This is a genomic window from Streptomyces sp. 7R007 (assembly GCF_054850255.1).
In genome coordinates, this window is the sequence record NZ_JBTWMV010000016.1 from 1 (window position 1) to 21,527 (window position 21,527).

Annotated in this window: 5 protein-coding genes; 3 read left to right on the plus strand and 2 right to left on the minus strand. The window is 74.8% G+C overall.

The genetic code is table 11. From position 1 onward, the window contains the following. The 3 genes from ACYF6T_RS21755 to ACYF6T_RS21765 all read left to right on the plus strand — a co-directional run. On the plus strand, positions 1 to 4,375 hold a 4,375-nt coding region (locus tag ACYF6T_RS21755; RefSeq protein ID WP_461698466.1), incomplete at its 5' end, for a type I polyketide synthase. Then, positions 4,353 to 4,802 (plus strand): nuclear transport factor 2 family protein, encoded by a 450-nt coding sequence (locus tag ACYF6T_RS21760; protein ID WP_461698467.1) that lies wholly within the window; start codon positions 4,353 to 4,355, stop codon positions 4,800 to 4,802. The genes ACYF6T_RS21755 and ACYF6T_RS21760, both read left to right, overlap by 23 nt. Positions 4,803 to 4,838: 36 nt before the next feature. Then, positions 4,839 to 5,249 (plus strand): nuclear transport factor 2 family protein, encoded by a 411-nt coding sequence (locus ACYF6T_RS21765; protein WP_461698468.1) that lies wholly within the window; start codon positions 4,839 to 4,841, stop codon positions 5,247 to 5,249. Here ACYF6T_RS21765 and ACYF6T_RS21770 read toward each other — a convergent pair whose 3' ends face one another. Beyond that, positions 5,250 to 10,073, minus strand: a complete 4,824-nt coding sequence (locus ACYF6T_RS21770; protein ID WP_461698469.1) for a type I polyketide synthase — start codon at positions 10,071 to 10,073, stop codon at positions 5,250 to 5,252. It abuts the gene before it with no gap. Next, complete coding sequence (locus tag ACYF6T_RS21775; RefSeq protein ID WP_461698470.1) at positions 10,073 to 21,454, minus strand: SDR family NAD(P)-dependent oxidoreductase; 11,382 nt, start codon at positions 21,452 to 21,454, stop codon at positions 10,073 to 10,075. Before ACYF6T_RS21775 ends, ACYF6T_RS21770 begins: the two co-directional genes overlap by 1 nt. Between the last annotated feature and the right edge of the window lie 73 nt (positions 21,455 to 21,527).

Genomic DNA, 21,527 nt, shown 5'->3' on the forward strand with positions numbered 1-21,527 from the left:
CCACGTCAACTGGAAGTCCGGCGCCGTACGCCTCCTCGCCGAACCCCGCCCCTGGCCCCGCTCCGACCGCCCACGCCGCGCCGGCGTCTCCGCCTTCGGCATCTCCGGCACCAACGCCCACCTCATCCTCGAACAGGCACCGGAGCAGACGGAACCAGCACGACCGCCCGCCCACGACCGCCCCGTGCCCTGGGTCGTCTGCGGCCACAACGACGCGGCCCTGCGCGACCAGGCCCGCCAACTGGCCGACCACGTCACCGCCCACCCCGAGAGCACCCCCGTCGACATCGGCTGGTCATTGATCAAGAGCCGCTCGCCGCACGACCACCGCGCGGTGGTCACCGGCGACAGCCGCGACCAACTCCTCGGTTCGCTGCGGGCCTTGGCCGACGACGAGCCCGACGCCGGCGTGGTGACGGGCGTGGCCGACACGACCGGCGCGGGAGTCGTGCTGGTCTTCCCCGGGCAGGGCTCGCAGTGGGCCGGGATGGGGGCCCAACTCCTCCACGAGTCGCCGGTGTTCGCCGCCCGTATCGCCGAGTGCGAGCAAGCCCTCGCCCCGCACGTGGACTGGTCGCTGACCGATGTGCTGCGCGGGGACGGGGCGCAGTACGCGCGCGTCGATGTGGTGCAGCCCGCCCTGTGGGCGGTGATGGTGGCGCTGGCCGCCGTATGGGAGGACCACGGCGTCACTCCCGCCGCCGTCATCGGGCATTCCCAGGGCGAGATCGCCGCCGCCTGCGTCGCCGGCGCGCTCTCGCTGGAGGACGCCGCCAAGATCGTCGCCGTCCGCGGCAAAGCCCTGCGCCGCCTCTCCGGTCACGGTGCCATGGCCTCCCTCGCCACCGGAGCCGAGCAGGCCGCCGACCTGCTGGCGGACGCCCCCGCCCTCACCGTCGCCGCCCTCAACAGCCCGGCCACCACGATCATCTCCGGGCCGCCCGACGAGGTCAGGACCGCCGTCACCACCGCCCAGAACGAGGGCATCCGCGCGCGGATCATCGACGTCGACTACGCCTCCCACAGTCCTCAAATCGACGAGATCACCGAGGAGTTGGCCGACACGCTGGCCGGCATCACCCCCGAGTCCGCGAAAGTGACCTTCTATTCGACCGTCACGGCCGCCCCGCAGGACACCTCCGCCCTCGACACCGCCTACTGGATCACCAACCTGCGCCGGCCCGTGCGGTTCGCGGACACCGTCGCCGCCCTGCTCGCCGACGGCTACCGCACCTTCATCGAGGCCAGCCCCCACCCCGTCCTGACCCCGGCCATCGAGGAGTGCGCCGACCACACCGCCACGCCGGCCGTGGTCGTCCCCACCCTCCGCCGCGACCACGACGGCCCCCGCCAGCTCATCCGCTCACTGGCCCAGGCCTTCACCGCGGGCACCCCCGTCGACTGGACCCACCGCTTCCCCGCCGACCCGCCACCGCGCACCGTCCCGCTGCCCACCTACGCCTTCCAGCGGCGGCGCTACTGGCTGGACGCGCCCCTCGTCATCAGCGGCGACCCGGCCGGTCTCGGTCTGGCCGGTGCCGGGCATCCGCTGCTGGGCGCGACGGTGGAGCCCGCGGGTGAGGAGACGTTGCTGCTCACCGGCCGGGTGTCCCAGCAGGCCCCGGCCTGGCTGGCCGAGCACCGGGTGCTGGGCAGCGTGCTGCTGCCCGGCTCCGTCTTCGCGGAACTGGCCCTGTACGCCGCGACCCGCGCCGGCTGCGACCACCTCGCCGAGCTCACCCTGGAGAGCCCGCTGGTGCTGCCCGACGACGGCGCCGTGGACCTTCAGGTGAGCGTCGGGCCGCCGGACGAGAGCGGGCAGCGGCCGGTCGGCGTCCACTCCCGGCCCTCCTCCCGGTACGACGACGAGCCGTCCTGGACGCGGCACGCGACCGGCCTGCTCGCGCCCGAACCGCCCGGCCAGGCGGCCGCCGGCCTCGACGGCGCGTGGCCCCCGCCGGGCGCCGAGCCGGTGATCACGGGCGATCCGTACGACGAACTGGCGGCGCGCGGCCACGAGTACGGCCCGGCGTCGCGGGCGCTGGTCGCCGCGTGGCGGCTCGGCGACGACATCTACGCCGAGGTGGCCCTGCCCGAGGGCGAACGGGACCGGGCCGGCGCGTACGGCATCCATCCCGTCCTCGTCGACGCCACCTTGCACGCCCTGCTGCTGGACGTCGGCACGAGCAGCGAGATCCTGCTGCCGTTCGCGTGGAACGGGCTGCGCCTGCACGCCACCGGCGCCACCTCCCTGCGGGTGCGGATGTCCCGCGAGGCACCGGACCGGCTCTCGCTGACCGCCGCCGATCCGACCGGTGCGCCGGTGATGACCCTGGAGTCGCTGATCGTACGGCCGGGTTCGGCCGAGCAGATCGCCCGGGCCCGCAACGACGACGCGCTCTTCCGGCTGGAGTGGATGCCCCTCGCCGGGTCCGCCACGGTGTCCGGCGAGCGTTACGCGGTGCTCGCCCCCGAGGGCGACGCGCTGGTCCGCGCCCGGCCGGAGGCGCCCGCCTTCCCCGATCTGGACGCGCTGCGCGCGGCCGCGGCGGACGGGGCCGAGCTGCCCGGCACGGTCGTCGCCGTCGCGCCCGTCGCGCCGGAGGGGGACGCTCTGCCGCAGCGGCTGCGCTGGACCGGCGGCGCGCTGCTGTCGTTCCTTCAGGACTGGGTGGGCGACCCCCGCTGCGACGACGCGCGCCTCGTCGTCGTCACGCACCGGGCGGTCGCCGTGCGTCCCGACGATGACGTGGGCGACCTGGCCGCCGCGTCCCTGTGGGGGCTGGTGCGCTGTGCGCAGATCGAGTTCCCGCGCCGGCTGGTCCTGCTCGACGTCGACGGGGAGGACGCCTCCTACCGCGCCGTGGGTGAGGCGCTGGCGTCCGGGGAGCCGCAGGTGGCGCTGCGTGACGGGAGCGCGTTCGTGCCGCGTCTGGTCCGCCACGACCGGCAGGACGAGCCCGCTCCCGCCGCGCCGCTGGATCCGGACGGCACGGTCCTGATCACCGGCGGCACCGGCGGGCTCGGCACGCTGTGTGCGCGCCACCTGGTGACCCGGCACGGTGTGCGCAGGCTGCTGCTGGTCAGCCGCCGCGGGCCCGAGGCGCCCGGAGCCGCCGACCTGGTCGCCGAGTTGGCCGCCCAGGGCGCCGAAGTCACCGTCGCCTCCTGCGACATCGGCGACCGCGCCGCACTGGCCGAGGTGCTGGCGGCCGTGCCCGACCGGCATCCCCTCACCGCCGTCGTGCACGCGGCCGGCATCGTCCGGGACGCCACGCTCCAGTCGATGACGCCGGACCAGCTCGACGCCGTGCTGCGGACCAAGGCCGACGGGGCGGTCCACCTGCACGAGCTGACCAGTGACCTCGACCTGTCGGCGTTCCTGCTGTTCTCCTCGGTCGTGGGTCTGATCGGCGGCGGCGGGCAGGGCTGTTATGCGGCGGCCAACGCCTTCCTCGACGCGTTCGCCCAGCACCGGCACGCCCTGGGCCGCCCCGCCACGTCGCTGGCCTGGGGCATGTGGCAGCAGAGCGAGGGCATGTGGGGCCGGGTCGGCGAGGCGAACCGTGCCCGGCACGCACGTGACGGCCTCGTGGGGATGAGCGTGGAGCAGGGCCTGGCCCTGTTCGACACCGCGCTGGCCGGCGGCCGTCCGCTGCTGGCGCCGGTGCGGCTGGACCTGGCCCAGATCCGCCGCAACGCCGAGACCCACGAGGCGCCGGCGGTGCTGCGTCACCTCATCCGCGGTGTGGCGCTGCGCGCGGGCGGCCCGACCCCGTCGGACCTGCTGCGCCGGCTGGCGGCCCAGTCCGAGGCCGAGCGCGAGCAGACGCTGCTGAACCTGGTGCGCGCCAACGCGGCCCTGGTCCTCGGCCACGACGGCGCCGACACCGTCACCGCCGAACAGCGCTTCCAGGACCTGGGGTTCGACTCGCTGACCGCGATCGAGCTGCGCAACCGTCTGCAGGCCACCACCGGGCTGCGGTTGCCGGCCACGCTCGTCTTCGACCACCGTGACCCGGTGGACCTCGCCCGCCACCTGCTCGGCGAGCTCAAGCTGTCCGAGGCCGATCCGCTGGCCCCGGTGCTGGGCGAGGTCGAGCGGCTGGAACGCTCCCTGCTGGCCGTCGCGGCCCGGGACGGCGCGGCGGCCCAGGAGACGCTGGCCAGGCGGCTGCGGGACACGCTGCTGCGGCTGGAGGCCCACGGGAGCGTCCCGGAGGCGGGCACGGGGACGCAAGGGCAGGAGGCGGAGGCGACCGCGGCCGCGCAGCTGGCGGCGGCCGGCGCCGACGAGCTCTTCGAGTTCATCGACCGTGACCTCGGACGGGGCACGAACAGGGGAGAGACCGTTGGACAGAACGCTGACCAGTGAGCGCGACCGCAAGCGGCTGGCCCTGGACCACTGCCGTCGGGTGAACGCCGGGGACGTGCAGGCGATCCTGGAGTTGTACGGCGACGACGTGGCCTTCGCCGATCCCGTCGGGTGGGAGCGGCAGACCGGCCGGGACGCCCTGCGCGCCCATTTCGAGCAGCGGGTCGCCGCGCACCTGCGGGAGGTTCCCGGCGATCCGGTCGCCGGGCAGGACGGCGCGCACACCCTGCTTCCCGTCACCGCCGTCATGGACTACCTCCCCCTCGGCCCGGTCTTCGCCGAGCGGGGCTGGCTGGTGCCGCCCCCCGACCCGGCCGGCAAGCGGCTGCGGCTCACCTACATGCGGCTGCTGCGGGTCGACGAGGCCGGCCTCATCCGCGAGGCGCAGACGTTCTGGGGGACATCCGATCTCGAAGTGACCGGCTGACCCGTCCGGGCCGGCCGACTCGTCCTGGAGGTGCTCATGCCCGACGAGGCCTTTCGCAAGGCGACGTCCGTGCAGTATGCCGAACGGCTGAACGCGGGCGACGTGGAGAGCGTCCTCGCCCTGTTCACCGACGACGTGGTCTTCGAGGACCCGGTGGGAGGGACGCCGACGGTGGGCAAGGAGGCCCTGCGCCGGCACCTGGTCATGTCCGTGGAGCACCAGGTCCACGAGACGCCCCAGATATCGGTGACGTCCATGTGCGACCGGTTCGTCGTCACGTCCAGCAAGGTGGTCCTGCGCAGCCCGACGGTGATGAAGTTGCACATCATCGGGATCGTGGAGTTCAACGAGGAGGGCCTGGGCTTCCACGTCCGGGCGTTCTGGGGCATGACCGATCTGACGCTGGGCGACGCGCCCGCCGGGCAGCCGCGGGACGTCGCCGTGTGATCAGGCGCCCAGCTCGCGGTCGATCAGCGTGAACAGCTCGTCGGCGGTCGCCCCCGCCAGCTCCGCCTCGTCCTCCGGGTCGGGACCGGCGGCGGGGGCGTCCGCGTACGTCCACAGCAGCTCCTGCAGCCGGTCGACCAGGCCGGCGCGCCGTGCCTCCTCCGGCGGCACACCGGCCAGCGCCGCCTCCAGGTCGTCCAGGCGGGCCAGCGCCGGGGACGCCGCTCCGGCGTCCTGCGGCAGCACCTCCTCCAGCAGCCACTGCGCCAGGGCGTCGGGGCGCGGCCGGTCGAACACCAGCGTCGAGGGCAGCCGCAGCCCGGTCGCGGCGCGCAGCCGGTTGCGCAGCTCGACGGCGGTCAGCGAGTCGAAGCCCAGGTCGGTGAACGGACGCTGCGGGTCCACCTCTTGGGCGTCCGCGTACCGCAGCACGGCCGCCACGTGCGAGCGTACGAGCGTCAGGAGCACGGCGTGCCGTTCGGCCCGGGGGCGTGCCGCGAGCTGCCGGCGCAGCGCCTCGGTCGTCTCCGCGGCGTCGTCGTCGGTCTCCGGCTCGACGCGCAGCACCGCTGTCGCCGCGGGTATCTGGTCGAACAATCGGGTCCGCCGGGCCAGCGCGAACAGGGGCGCGAACCGCTGCCACCGGATGTCGGCGATGACGACGGACGGATCGTCCCGGCGCAGGACCTGGTGCAGCGCGGCGAACGCCAGCCGGGGGTCCAGGGGCGCCAGCCCCTGCCGCCGCGCGTTGTCCAGGTGAGGTCGCGACGCCCCTTCGTCGTCGGGTACGTCCCACAGGCTCCAGGCCACGGTGATGGCGTGCGTTCCCTCGGCGCGGCGGCGCTGGGCGAGGGCGTCCAGGAAGGCGCCGGCGGCCGCGTGGGCGCCGTGGTCCCGGCCGCCCCAGACGGCGGCGACCGAGGTGAAGTAGACGACGGTGGCCCCGGGTCGCAGGCCGCAGTTCCGCTCGGCCTCGCGGACGCCGTCCAGGCCGGCGTGGATCGCCTCGGCCAGCGCCGCCGGGGTGGTCTCGGCGAGCGGCGCCAGCGTGCCGGGCGGTCCGGCGTGGACGAGGGTGGCGATGCCGGCGTCGGTGCCGACCGAGTCCACAATGGTGACGCCCGGCGGCGGCTCGGCGGCCGATGTCCCGGCGGGAGCGAGGATCTGTACGCGCTCGGCGCCCCGTTCCACCAGCCAGCGGGCGACCCACCGGGCCGGCCCGTCCAGCGCGCCGGTGACGAGGACGGGACCGCGCGGGCGCCAGTCGCGGTGCGGTTGATCGTTTCCGAGCGGGTCCTCGACCAGGCGGCGTGCGAAGACACCGGCCGGGCGCAGGGCCAGTTCGTCCTCGCCGTCCTCGCGGGTGAGCGCGGCGCGCAGCTGCTCCGCGTCGAGGTGGCGCGGCGTGGCCGGCAGGTCCAGCAGCCCGCCCCAGACCGCCGGGTGTTCGAAGGCCGCGGCCCGGCCGAGCCCCCACGCCTGCGCCTGAAGGGGACGCTGCGGGCCGCCGTCGCCGCCGAGCGAGACGGCGCCGTGCGTCAGGACCCGCAGCGGCGCGCGGATTCCGGCGTCGAGCAGGGCCTGGAGCAGGGTGAGGGTGCCCGCGAGCCCGGGGTAGCCGTCGTCGTCCGCGTCTCCCTCGTCGAGGGCGAGGAGCGAGAGCACCCGCGCGGGCGCCGGCTCCGCCCGGAGGGTGGCGGTGAGGTCGGCCCGCGGCGTGAGCGGGTCGATGACGAGGTGTCGTAGCGGAGAACCGCCCGTCTCCAGCGCGGCCGCGCAGGTGCGGGCCCACTCCTCGGCAACGCCCGTCGGCCGGACCACGAGCCAGGCTCCGCCCGGTGCGCGGTCGCCGGGCGCGGACGCGGCCGGCCGCCACTCGATCCGGTGGCGCCAGGAGTCGACCGCGGACAGCTCCCGGCGCTCCCGCCGCCACCGGGACAGGACCGGCATGAGCGTGGCGAGGGAGGTCTGCTCGTGGTCGGCCTCGGTGATCCCGAGCGTCCCGGCGGCCTCCGTCACGTCCTCCTGCTCGACGGCCGTCCAGAACCTCGCTTCCGCCTCGTCCTGCGGTCCGGCCGCCGCGGGTGAGCGTGTGACGTCCGGAAGCCAGTACCGCTGGTGCTGGAAGGGGTAGGTGGGCAGGTCGGTGGTGCGGGGCGGGGGGTCGTCGGGGTGGCGGGGGTGCCAGTCGACGCGGACGCCGGCGGTCCAGGCCCGGGCGAGCGCGTGGGTGAGCTGGGCCTGGTCGTCGCGGTCGCGGCGCAGGGTGGGGACGACGGCGGCGGGGGTGCCGGCGTGGTCGGCGCACTCCTCGACGGCCGGGGTGAGGACGGGGTGGGGCCCGGCCTCGACGAACACCCGGTGACCGGCGGCGAGCAGGGCGGTGACGGTGTCGGCGAAGCGGACGGGCCGGCGCAGGTTGCGCACCCAGTAGGAGGTGTCGAGGGCCGCGGTGTCGCAGGGGGCGGCGGTGACGGTGGAGTAGAACGCCGTGCGCGCCGCCCGGGGTGTGATGCGGGCCAGGGCGTCGGTGAGTTCGTCGGTGATGCGGTCGACCTGGGGGCTGTGGGAGGCGTAGTCCACGTCGATCACCCGGGCCCGCAGTCCCTGCTCCCCGGCGGCGGCGACGACCGCCGTGACCTGGGCGGTGGGGCCGGAGACGATCACGGCCGACGGACTGTTGACCGCGGCGACGGTCACGTCCTCGGCGCCGGCCAGCAGCCGGGCGGCCTGCTGCTCGTCCGTCAGCAGGGAGGCCATGGTGCCGTGGCCGGACAGGGCGCGCAGGGCCCGGCCGCGCAGGGCGACGATCTTCGCGGCGTCCTCCAGGGACAGCGCTCCCGCCACGCAGGCGGCGGCGATCTCGCCCTGGGAGTGCCCGATCACCGCGGCGGGGCGCACGCCGTGGTGCTCCCAGACCGCGGCGAGCGACACCATCACCGCCCACAGCGCGGGCTGCACCACGTCCACGCGCGCGTACTCCCTCCCGTCCCCGCGCAGGACGTCGGTGAGCGACCAGTCCACGTGCGGGGCGAGGGCCTGCTCGCACGCGGCGATACGGGCGGCGAACACCGGCGACTCGTCGAGGAGTTGGGCCCCCATCCCGGCCCACTGCGAGCCCTGCCCGGGGAACATCAGCACCGGTCCGACCCCGCCCGGGTCCGCCAGGCCGGCGGTCACCTCCGGGTGCGGGCCACCGTCGGCGAGCGCTCGCAGGCCGGCGAGCCGGTCCTCCCGGCCGGCGCCGGTCACCACCGCCCGGTGCTCGAAGGCGGTGCGCGTCCGGAGCAGGGACCAGCCCACCTCGGCCGCCGTCGGTTCGGGGTGGGCCGCGAGGTGTTCGGCGAGTTGCCCTGCCCGCGCCCGCAGCGCCGGCGCCGACTTCGCCGACAGCACCCACGGCACCGCGTCCCCGGGCTCCGGTGCCGGTTCCGTCGTCTCCCGCGGGGCCTCCTCCACGATCAGGTGGGCGTTCGTGCCGGAGATGCCGAAGGACGACACGCCCGCCCGCCGCGGACGGCCCGTCTCGGGCCAGGGGACGGGCTTCGCCAGCGGCCGTACGTGTCCGGAGGTCCAGTCGACGTGCGGTGACGGCTCGTCGATGTGCAGCGAGGCGGGCAGCGTTGCGTGCCGCATCGCCATCACCATCTTGATCACCCCGGCCACCCCGGCGGCCGCCTGCGTGTGCCCGATGTTCGACTTCACCGACCCGATCCACAACGGCCGGTCCGCGCCACGCTCCTTGCCGTACGTCTCCAGCAGCGCCTGCGCCTCGATCGGATCGCCCAGCGTCGTCCCCGTACCGTGCGCCTCCACCGCGTCCACCTCGGACGCCTTGACCCGGGCGTCCTCCAGGGCACGCCGGATCACCCGCCGCTGCGCGGTCTCGCTGGGCGCGGTGAGCCCGTTGCTCGCGCCGTCCTGGTTGACCGCGCTGCCCCGCACCAGCGCCAGCACCGGGTGCCCGTTGCGCCGCGCGTCCGACAGCCGCTCCAGCAGGACCAGGCCGACGCCCTCGGAGAAGCCCGTGCCGTCCGCCGTCGCCGCGAACGCCTTGCAGCGGCCGTCCGGGGCCAGGCCGCGCTGCCGTGAGAACTCCACGAACGCGCCGGGCGTCGCCAGCACGGTGACGCCTCCGGCCAGGGCGAGTTCGCACTCGTCCCGCAGCAGCGCGGCGCAGGCCAGGTGGACGGCGACCAGCGACGAGGAGCACGCCGTGTCCACCGTCACCGCCGGCCCCTGAAGACCGAGCGTGTAGGCGACCCGGCCGGAGACGACGCTGGCGAGGCTGCCGGTGGCGATGTAGCCCTCCACCTCGCCGGGCGCGCCGACGCCCGCGTGGTAGTCCTGGCTGGAGATGCCGGCGAAGACTCCGGTGTCGCTGCCCCGGAGGGTGTCCGGGTCGATGCGGGCCGCTTCCAGCAGTTCCCACGCGGTTTCCAGCAGCACGCGCTGCTGCGGTTCCATGGCCAGGGCCTCTCGGGGGCTGATCCCGAAGAACGCGGCGTCGAACCCGGTGGCGTCGGCGAGGAACCCGCCGTGCCGCACGTAACTGGTGCCGGGGTGGCCGGGGTCCGGGTGGAACAGCCGGTCCAGGTCCCAGCCGCGGTCGGCCGGGAACGCGTCGATCGCGTCCCGCCCCGCGGACACCAGCTCCCACAGGTCCTCGGGGGAGCCCACCCCGCCGGGGAGGCGGCAGGCCATGCTCACCACGGCCAGCGGCTCCCGGGACCGCTCCTCGACCTCGCGCAGGCGCCGGCGGGTCCTGCCGAGATCCACGGTGACGCGCTTGAGGTACTCGCGGAGTTTGTCTTCGGTGGACATCAGTCCCCATCGCCGTCGGAGGAGCCCAGTTCCCGGTCTATGAGCGCGAACATCTCGTCGTCGGACGCGGCCTCCAGCCCTTCGCCGTCGACGGCGGTGACGCCGTCACCGGATGCGCCCAGCCGCCACAGCAGGGACTCCAGGCGTTTCGCCAGCCGGGTGCGGGTGTCCCCGTCCGGCGCGAACCGCTCGATCACCGCTTCCAGCTTGTCCACCTCGCCGAAGACGGGGGCCGACGGGTCCGCCTCGGCGGGCACCAGCCGTTCGCGCAGGTGACCGGCGATGGCCGCCGGGGAGGGGTAGGTGAAGGCGAGCGCGGGAGGCAGCCGCAGCCCGGTGGCCGCCGTCAGCCGGTTGCGCAGTTCCACGGCGGTCAGCGAGTCGAACCCCAGGTCCTTGAGCTGGGTGTCGGCCCGCAGCGTGTCCGCCTCGGCGTGCCCGAGCACGGCCGCCGCGTGCGTGCGTACGAGGCCGAGCAGCAGGGAGTGCTGGTCCTCGGGGCTCAGACCGGCGAGTTGCCCGGCCCAGTCGATGCGCCGGTGCCCGTTCGCGGCGGCCCGGCCGGAGTCACCGCCGGCCGAGCCCAGGGCGCGCAGCAGCGGCGGCAGGGTGTCCGCGGCCCGGCCGGTGACGTTCAGGTCGGCCGCGACGAGGTGCGCCGCCCCGTGACCGTACGCGGCGTCGAGCAGCGCCAGTCCCTGCTTGTCGCCGAGCGGGGTGATGCCGCTGCTGCGCATGCGGTGCAGGTCGGTGTCGCTCATCTCGCCGGTGATGCCGCTGGCGGACTCCCACAGCCCCCATCCGATGGACTGTCCCGGCAGTCCGGCCGCACGGCGCCGGAGCATCAGGGCGTCGCAGTAGGCGTTGGCGGCGGCGTAGTTGGCCTGGCCGGGGCTGCCCGAGGTGGCCGCCGCGGACGAGAACACCGTGAAGAAGCTCAGGCGTGTCCCGGCCATCGCGGCGTCCAGGTGGGCCGCGCCACCGGCCTTGACCCGCCAGACAGCGGCGAGTTGTTGCGCGGTCAGGTCGGTGACCAGGCCGTCGTCGATGACGCCGGCCGCGTGGATCACCCCGGTCAGCGGATGCGCCGGATCGATCCCCGCCACCAGATCCCGCACCGCCGCCGGATCGCCGACGTCGGCCGCCACGACCGTGACCCGGGCCGCCAGGCGCTCGGCCAGCTCCGCCGCGCCCGGTGCCCGGGGCCCGCGGCGGCTGACCAGCACCAGGTGCCGCGCCCCCCAGTCCCGGACCAGGTGCTCGGCGACCAGGGCCCCGAGGACCCCGGTGCCGCCGGTGATGAGGACGGTGCCGTCGGGGTCGAACGCGGCGGGGACGTCCAGGACCAGTTTGCCGGTGTGGCGTGCCTGGCTCATGAACCGCAGCGCCTCGCGCGCCCGGTCCAGCGGCCACGCCTGCACGGGCAGCGGCCGCAGCCGCCCGGCGACGAACAGCTCGCGCAGCTCGGCCAGCATCGACGCGATCCGCTCCGGGGGCACGTCACCGGCCAGGTCGAACGCCCGGTACCAGACGTCCGGCTCCTGCCGGATGTCGGTCTTGCCCAGCTCCACGAACCGGCCGCCGCCGGTCAGCAGCCGCAGCGACGCGTCGGTGAACTCCCCGGCCAGGCTGTTGAGTACGACGTCCACGCCCCGGCCCTCGGTGGCCGCCCGGAACCCCGCCTCGAACTCCAGGTCCCGGGAGGAGGCGCGGTGCGCCGCGTCGATCCCCATCTCCTCCAGCACGGCCTGCTTGGCGGGACCGGCGGTGGCGAACACCGTGGCCCCCAGGTGCCGGGCGATCTGCACCGCGGCCCGGCCGACACCGCCGGTGGCCGCGTGCACCAGCACCGACTCGCCCGGCTTGACGCCGGCCAGGTCCACCAGCGCGTACCAGGCCGTCAGGAAGGCCACCGCGATGCCGGCCGCGTCCCGGAAGTCCCAGTCTTCGGGTACGGCGACCAGGGACCGCGCGTCCGCGACCGCCACCGGGCCGAACGCCCCGCCGAACAGGCCCATCACCCGGTCGCCGACCGCGACGCCGGTGACCCCCGCTCCGACCTCGGTCACCACTCCGGCGCCCTCGCCGCCGATGCCGCCGTGCCCCGGCACCATGCCCAGCGCGATCAGCACGTCCCGGAAGTTGATCCCGGCCGCGCGGACGTCGATGCGCACCTGCCCGGCGGCGAGCGGTTCGAGCACCTCGGGACACGCCTCGACCGACACGTCCTCCAGCGTCGTGGCGTCCGCCGCGGTCAGCCGCCACGCCCGCTCCCCCGCCCGGCCCGTGAGGTGCGGGGAGGCGCCGCACCGCGTCAGACGCGGTACGAGCACCCGGCCGTCACGTATCGCCACCTGCGGTTCCACCGCGTACCGGACCGCCTCGCCGGGATCGGCTCCCTCGTCGAGGTCGACCAGGACGAACCGGTCGGGGTGCTCCAGTTGCGCGCACCGCACCAGACCCCACACGGCCGCCGCGTCCGGGGCCGGATCCTCGCCGACCGCCCCGCGCGTGACGATCGCCAGCCGTCGGTCGTCGGCGCCGGAGCCCGCCAGCCAGTCCTGCACGCGGCGCAGCGCCTCGTCCGCCGTGCCCGCCTCGGCCACCACGAACTCGTCGGCGGACACGGCGACCGGATCGGCGACCGGCGTCCACTCCACCGCGAACAGACCGTCCGTGCCGCGCGTACGGAACTGCCCTGGGTCGACGGGGCGCATCACCAGGTGCTCCACGCCGAGGACGGGGGACCCGGCGGCGTCGGTCACCGTCACGCCGAGCCCGTCCGAACCGACCGGGGACAGCCTGACGCGGGCGCTCGTCACACCCCGCGCCCACACGGAGACCCCGCTCCAGGCGAAGGGGAGGTACACGCCGTCGCCGCCGGCCGCCCCGGCGAGCAGCGCCGGGTGCAGGGCGGCGTCGAGCAGCGCCGGGTGGAGGCCGAATCCGGCCGCTTCTCCGGCCTCCTCGGGCAGCACGACCTCCGCCAGCAGGTCCGCGCCGTGCCGCCAGGCCGCCCGCAGGCCCTGGAAGGCGGGCCCGTACGCGTAACCGGCGGCCGCGACACGCTCATAGAAGCCGTCCACCGTCATCGGTTCGGCGCCGGCCGGGGGCCACTGGCCGCCCAGCAGTGCCGCCGTGCCGGCGGGTTCCGGTGTCAGGAGGCCCTCGGCGTGGCAGACCCATCCGGCCTCGGAACGGGAGTGGATCCGCACCGGCCTGCGGCCGTCGTCCTCCGCCGGGTCCACCACGACCTGTACGGGCAGGCCGCCGGAGGCGGGCAGCGGCAACGGCGCCCGCAGGGTCAGCTCCTCCACGCCGGCGCAGCCCACTTCGTCGGCTGCCCGCAGGGCCCACTCGACGAGGACGGTGCCCGGGACGAGGACGGTGCCGAGGACGCGGTGCTGGTCGAGCCAGCCGTCGCCGCCGGCTCCCGGCAGCCGTCCGGTCAGCACGTGCGTGTCGGAGTCCGCCAGCCGGATCGCCGCGCCGAGGAGGGGATGCCGGGCCGGGTCCAGGCCGAGGCCGACGGGGTCGCCCGCGCCCGCCCGGGCGGCGGCCAGCCAGTAGGTGCGGCCCTGGAAGGGGTAGGTGGGCAGGTCGACGACGCGGGGCGGGGGGTCGGTCGGGAACCAGGGGCTCCAGTCCACGTCCAGTCCGCCCGCGTGCAGTTGTCCCAGGGCCTGTCCGAAGGCGACGGCGTCGGGGAGGCCGCCGTCCAGCACGGCCGCCGTCCGCGCGTCCTCCGCGCTGTGGACGGCCGCCGTGGCCAGAACCGGGTCGGGGCCAAGCTCCAGGAAGGTTCCGGCCCGGTCCGCGAGGGAAGCGACGGCCTGGTGGAAGCGGACCGGTTCGCGCACCTGCCGTACCCAGTAGCCGGGCGTGGCGACCTGCTGCTGGTCGGTCCGTCCGGTCAGCGTGCTGACGAACGGGATGGCCGGCTCGCGGAACGCGAGGCCGCCGACGGCCGCCGCGAAGTCGTCCAGCATCGGGTCCATGAGCGCCGAGTGGAAGGCGTGGCTGACGCTCAGCCTCTTGATCTTACGTCCCCGCCCTGACCACTCCGCCTCGACGCGGGCCACGAGGTCGTGCGGACCCGACACCACGGCGGAGTCGGCGGTGTTCAGCGTGGCGACGCTCACCCCGTCGGGCAGGGTGCCGTCGAGCTCCGACGCTTCCGCCTGGATCGCGGCCATGGCGCCGCCCGCCGGGAGCCGACCCATCAGCGTGGCCCGCGCGGCCACCAGACGGCAGGCCTCAGGCAGTTCGAACACCCCCGCCACATACGCGGCGGCCACCTCACCGATCGAATGCCCGACCACCACCGCAGGGGACACCCCCATCGACGTCAACAAACGGGCCATGGCCACCTGAAGAGCGAAAAGCCCACTCTGCGCATAGGTGGTGTGATCCAGCACCTCACCCGGACCCTCGAACACCACCTGCCGCAACGAACGTCCAAGATACGGATCCAGCAGCGCGCACACCCCGTCGAACGCCTCGGCGAACACCGGGAACCGCGCATACAACCCCGCACCCATCCCCACCCGCTGACTGCCCTGACCACTGAACAACCACACCAACTCGCCCACCGCCGCACCCACCGCAACGGCACCCTCCAGCGCCCCCACCAACTCCGCACACGACGACCCCACCGCCACCAACCGGCGCTCCATCAACGACCGCGACCGCAACAGCGACCACCCCACCTCAACCGCCGACAACCCCCTCCCAGAGCCGACCAACTCACCCAGCCGACGCACCTGTTCCCCCAGCGCCGCCTCATCGCGCGCCGACACCACCCACGGCACCACCCCTTCGGGTTCCGGCGCCGGTTTCGGTGCCTCCTGCGGGACTTCCTCCACGATCACGTGCGCGTTGGTCCCGGACGCGCCGAAGGAGGAGATCCCGGCCCGGCGCGGACGGCCCGGCGCGGGCCACGTCTGCGGCTCCGTCAGCAGCCGTAGGTGTCCGGAGGTCCAGTCGACGTGCGGTGACGGCTCGTCGATGTGCAGCGAGGCGGGCAGCGTTGCGTGCCGCATCGCCATCACCATCTTGATCACCCCGGCTACCCCGGCGGCCGCCTGCGTGTGCCCGATGTTCGACTTCACCGACCCGATCCACAACGGCCGGTCCGCGCCACGCTCCTTGCCGTACGTCTCCAGCAGCGCCTGCGCCTCGATCGGATCGCCCAGCGTCGTCCCCGTACCGTGCGCCTCCACCGCGTCCACCTCGGACGCCTTGAGGCCGGCGGACGCGAGGGCCGCCCCGATCACCCGTTCCTGCGAGGGGCCGTTCGGCGCGGTGAAGCCGTTGCTCGCGCCGTCCTGGTTGACCGCGCTGCCCCGCACCAGCGCCAGCACCCGGTGCCCGTTGCGCCGCGCGTCCGACAACCGCTCCAACAGCACCACACCGACACCCTCACCCCACCCCGTACCGTCCGCCGAAGCCGAGAACGACTTGCACCGGCCATCCGACGCCAGCCCCCGCTGCCGGGAGAACCCGGGGAAGAGTCCGGGCGTCGCCATCACGGTGACGCCACCAGCGAGGGCGAGATCGCACTCGCCCTGTCGCAGCGCGTGGCAGGCCAGGTGGAGGGCGACCAGCGACGAGGAGCACGCCGTGTCCACCGTCACCGCCGGCCCCTCCAGACCGAGCGTGTAGGCGACCCGGCCGGGGATCGCGCTGCCCATCCCGGGCATCACGTAGCCCTCCAGCCGCGCGTCCTCGTCGGCCGCGCCGTGGGCGTAGTCGTGGTACATGACGCCGGTGTAGATGCCGGTCGGCGTGCCCCGCAGCGCCTCCGGGGGGATGCCGGCGCGTTCGAGCGCCTCCCAGGTGACCTCCAGCAGCAGCCGCTGCTGCGGATCGGCGGCCAGCGCCTCACGGGGGCTGATGCCGAAGAACGCGGCGTCGAACTCCCCCGCGTCGTAGAGGAATCCGCCTTCGCGGGTGGCGCTGGCGCCGGGCTGGTCGGGATTCGGGGCGAAGAGCCGTTCCAGGTCCCAGCCGCGGTTGTCCGGGAACCGGCCGATGGCGTCCCGTCCCGTGGACACCAGCTCCCACAGGTCCTCCGGCGACCGCACCTCGCCCGGATAGCGGCAGGCCATCGCCACGATCGCGACCGGATCGGTGGCCCGCACGGCCGCCCGGGCGGGCACGGTCCGCGTCGTCTCGCCGTCCAGCCGCGCGGTCAGGTACCGGGCCAGCGACCGCGGGGTGGGATGGTCGAAGGCGAGCGTGGTCGGCAGGCGCAGCCCGGTCGCCGCGGCGAGCCGGTTGCGCAGCTCCAGCACCGTCAGCGAGGTGAACCCGAGCCCGTCGAAGTTGGTGTCCGCGGGCACCTCGTCCGGGGAGGCGTGGCCGAGGACGTCGGCGACGTGCCGGCGCACGATGTCCACGACGACGTCGGCGCGGGCGTCGGCGTCCAGTCCCGCCAGCCGTGCGGCCAGGGCGGGCGCACCGGCGTCCGCCGCCGCCCGGCGCCGGGTGCGCCCGGCGAGGTGGCGCAGCGCCGGGGGCAGTTCGTCGGCTGTCATGCCGGCGACGCTGACGTCGGCGGCCACCACTCCGGCCCGGTCCAGGCGCTGGGCGGCGTCGAGCAGTGCCAGGCCGCGTTCGGCCGACAGCGGACGCACCCCGCGCAGCCGGGCCAGGTCGGCGGTGGTGAGGTTGGCGGCCATGCCGCTGTCGCCCGCCCACAGGCCCCAGGCCACGGCCATGCCGGGCAGGCCGTGGGCGCGGCGGTGGGCCGTCAGCGCGTCGCAGAACGCGTTGGCCGCCGCGTAACCGGCCTGTCCGGCGCTGCCGATGACTCCGGCGGCCGAGGAGAAGACCCAGAAGGACCGCAGCGGCAGGTCTCGGGTCAGGACGTGGAGGTTCCAGGCGCCTCGGGCCTTGGGACCCCAGACGCGCTCCAGGCGTTCCGGGTCGTGCGAGGTGAGGATCGCGTCGTCGAGCGTGCCGGCCGCGTGGACGACCGCGGTGAGGGGGTGCTCGGCCGGGACGCACGCGAGCGCCTGTGCCAGCGCTGCCCGGTCGGCGACGTCGGCGGACACCACGTCGACCTGTGCGCCGGCCGCGGTCAGGCGCTCGCGGAGTTCCGCCGCGCCGGGTGCCTGCGCGCCCCGGCGGGACAGCAGCAGCAGGCGGCGCACGCCGTGCCGCCGGATCAGGTGCTCGGCCACCAGTCCGCCGATCATGCCGGTGCCGCCGGTCACCAGGGTGGTGCCGTCGGCGGCGGGCGCGGTGCCGGGCTCCTCGCCGGGGTCGCCCGCGGCCGGGGTGAGACGGGGGACCAGCACCTGGCCGCCGTACAGCTTGACCTGTTCCTCGCCGGTGCCGAGGGCCCGCCGGACGGCGTCCACCATGGCGGTGCCAGTCGCGTCGGTGCCGGTTACGCCGGTGTCGGTTACGTCGTTCGCGTTCACGTCGGCGGTGTCCACGAGGGCGAAGCGGCCCGGGTGCTCGGCCTGCGCGCTGCGGACCAGTCCCCACACCCCGGCCTCGGCGAGGCCGCCTCGGGTGAGGAAGGCCAGCCGCACATCCGTCAACTCCGGTTCGGCCAGCCACGCCTTGACCGTGTCGAGCACGCGTTCCACCGTGGCCCGTCCGTCGTCGGCGGCGTCGGCGCCCCCGGGCCCGCGCACCTCGGCCAGCATCACGGAGCGGGGCACAGGCCCGGCCCGCAGCGCCGTTCGCACCAGTTCCGGGCCCACCGGCTCGGGTCCCAGCACCGCGAGGGGTTCCGCATCGCCCCCGGCCGGGGACACCGGCGTCCAGTCCAGGGTGTACAGGCCGTTCGCGGTGCCCCGCACAGCGGTCGTGAACCGGCGGCCGTCCACCGGTCGCATCCACAACTCCGCCACGCGCAGCACCGTCTGGCCGGCCGGATCGGTCACCTCCAGGCGCAGCGTCCGCCTGTCCCGGTCCTCCTGCGGCGAGAGGCGTACGTGTACGGTCGTGGCCCCGACGGCGTGGAGCGACACGCCGTTCCAGACGAAGGGGACCCAGAGCCGCCCCGCTTCGGAGCCGTCGTTGGGACCGTCGGCGAGCAGCGCCGGGTGCAGTGCGGCGTCGAGCAGCACCGGATGGATGCCGAACCCGTCCTCGTCCCCGGCCGCCTTGGGCAGTTCCAGCTCCGCCAGCAGGTCGTCCCCGTCCCGCCAGGCCGCGCGCACCGCTCGGAAGGCGGGGCCGTACGCGTATCCGGCCCGCGCGGCCCGCTCGTATAACTCCGCGGTCTCCAGCGGTTCGGCCCCCGGCGGAGGCCATGCCTGTGCCGGTACGTCGGCGGGCTCGGCGTGCGGGCCGAGGGTCCCGGAGGCGTGCGCCTCCCACGCGTCGCCGGCCTGCTCGTCCTCCGGCTGCGAGTAGATGTGCAGGTCTCTGCGGCCGTCTTCGTCGGCGGCACCGACCACCACCTGGACGCGGACCCCACCCGTGCGCGGAAGGACGAGCGGTGCCCGCAGGGTGAGGTCGTCGACGGCCGCGCAGCCGACGCCGTCGGCGGCCCGCAGCGCCCATTCGACGAGGACCGCGCCGGCCGCCACCGGGGTCCCGGAGACGACGTGGTCGTTCAGCCAGGAGCCGGTCGAGCCGTTGAGCCGGCCGGTCAGCAGGAAGGTGTCACCGCCCGCCGGCTTCACGGCCGCACCGAGCAGGGGGTGTTCGGCCGGGCTGAGCCCGAGGGCCGCCGCGTCCTGGTCCTGCTGCCAGCCGGACGGCCAGTACCGCTGGTGCTGGAAGGGGTAGGTCGGCAGGTCGACGAGGCGGGGCGGCGGTTCGGTCGGGAACCAGGGGCTCCAGTCCACGTCGGTCCCGCCGGCGTGGAGGTGTCCGAGCGCGCGTCCGAAGGCGAGGGTGTCGGGGTGCCGCCCGTCGAGCACGGCCAGGGCGTCGGCGTCCCCGACGGTGTGCTGCGCGGCGGTGGCCAGCACCGGGTCGGGGCCGAGTTCCAGGAAGGTTCCGGCCCGGTCCGCGAGGGAGGCGACGGCCTGGTGGAAGCGGACCGGTTCGCGCACCTGCCGTACCCAGTAGCCGGGCGTGGCGACCTGCTGCTGGTCGGTCCGTCCGGTCAGCGTGCTGACGAACGGGATGGCCGGCTCGCGGAACGCGAGGTCGCCGACGGCCGCCGCGAAGTCGTCCAGCATCGGGTCCATGAGCGCCGAGTGGAAGGCGTGGCTGACGCTGAGTTTCCTGGTCTTGCGGCCCCGGCCGCGCCACTCGGCCTCAGCCTGCGCCACGAGGTCGGCCGGGCCGGAGATCACCGTGCTGTTCGGCGCGTTGAGGGCGGCCACGCCGACGCCGTCGGGCAGGGTGCCGTCGAGTTCCGACGCTTCCGCCTGGATCGCGGCCATGGCGCCGCCCGCCGGGAGCCGACCCATCAGCGTGGCCCGCGCGGCCACCAGACGGCAGGCCTCGGGCAGTTCGAACACCCCCGCCACATACGCGGCGGCCACCTCACCGATCGAATGCCCGACCACCACCGCAGGGGACACACCCATCGACGTCAACAAACGGGCCATGGCCACCTGAAGAGCGAACAGCCCACTCTGCGCATAGGTGGTGTGATCCAGCACCTCACCCGGACCCTCGAACACCACCTGCCGCAACGAACGTCCAAGATACGGATCCAGCAGCGCGCACACCCCGTCGAACGCCTCGGCGAACACCGGGAACCGCGCATACAACCCCGCACCCATCCCCACCCGCTGACTGCCCTGACCACTGAACAACCACACCAACTCGCCCACCGCCGCACCCACCGCAACGGCACCCTCCAGGGCCCCCACCAACTCCGCACACGACGACCCCACCGCCACCAACCGGCGCTCCATCAACGACCGCGACCGCAACAGCGACCACCCCACCTCAACCGCCGACAACCCCCTCCCAGAGCCGACCAACTCACCCAGCCGACGCACCTGATCCCGCAACGCCTTCGGGTCCCGGGCGGACACCACCCACGGCACCGCATCGCCTGACGGGGAGGGCTCGTAGGGTGGCTCCTCGTCGGCCTGCTCCACGATGACGTGCGCGTTCGTGCCCGAGATGCCGAACGAGGAGATCGCCGCCCGGCGCGGTCGGCCCGTGCGCGGCCACGCGCGGGCCTCGGTCAGCAGCCGTACCGTGCCGGCGGACCAGTCCACGTGTGGGGTGGGGTCGTCGGCGTGCAGGGTGGCGGGGAGCCCGCCGTGCCGGACAGCCATGATCATCTTGATCAGGCCGGCGACGCCGGCGGCGCCCTGGGTGTGTCCGATGTTGGACTTGACCGATCCGAGCCACAGCGGGTGCTCCGGCGACCGGTCGCGCCCGTAGGTCGCCAGCAGCGCGTCGGCCTCGATCGGGTCGCCGAGCGGGGTGCCCGTGCCGTGCGCCTCCACGGCGTCCACCTCGGAGGCGGCCAGGCGCGCGTTCGCCAGCGCCTGCCGGATCACCCGCTGCTGTGAGGGGCCGTTCGGCGCGGTGAAGCCGTTGCTCGCGCCGTCCTGGTTGACCGCGCTGCCCCGCACCAGCGCCAGCACCCGGTGCCCGTTGCGCCGCGCGTCCGACAACCGCTCCAACAGCACCACACCGACACCCTCACCCCACCCCGTACCGTCCGCCGAAGCCGAGAACGACTTGCACCGGCCATCCGGGGCAAGGCCACGCTGCCGGGAGAACCCGGTGAACACTTCGGGCGTCGCCATCACCGTCACGCCGCCGGCCAGGGCGAGCGTGCAGTCGCTCTGGCGCAGGGCCTGGGCCGCGAGGTGGATCGCCACCAGGGACGACGAGCATGCCGTCTCCACCGTCAGGGCGGGGCCTTCCAGCCCGAGCGTGTAGGCGATGCGGCCCGAGAGAACGCTCGGCGCGTTCCCCGCGTAGCCTTCGATCGCCTCCTTGCCGCGTACGCCGTCGCCGGTGGTCGCCGTTCCGACGTACACGCCGGTCGTGCTGCCCTTGAGCGAGGCGGGATCGATCCCGGCCCGCTCAAGAGCCTCCCACGTCGTCTCCAGCAGCACCCGTTGCTGGGGGTGGGCGTCGAGCGCTTCGCGCGGGCTGATGCCGAAGAACGCGGCGTCGAACTGGTCGGCGCCGTCGAGGAAACCGCCTTCGCGGACGTAGCAGGTGCCGGGGTGGTCAGGGTCCGGGTGGTAGAGGTTCTCCAGGTCCCAGCCGCGGTTCTCCGGGAACCGGGCGATCGCGTCCCGTCCCGAGGACACCAGCTCCCACAGGTCCTCCGGCGAGCGCACGCCGCCGGGGAAGCGGCAGGCCATGCCGACCACGGCCACCGGCTCGGTGTGCTGTTCCTCGACCTCCTGCAGCCGCTGCCGCGTGTCGTGCAGATCCGCCGCAACCCGCTTCAGGTAATCGACCAGCTGCTGTTCAGTCGCCATGAGAGGTCACCCAGCCATTAGCGCGGTCCATCACAGCCCGAGTCCGCTTCCGACAGAGCACCGCGACAGGCGG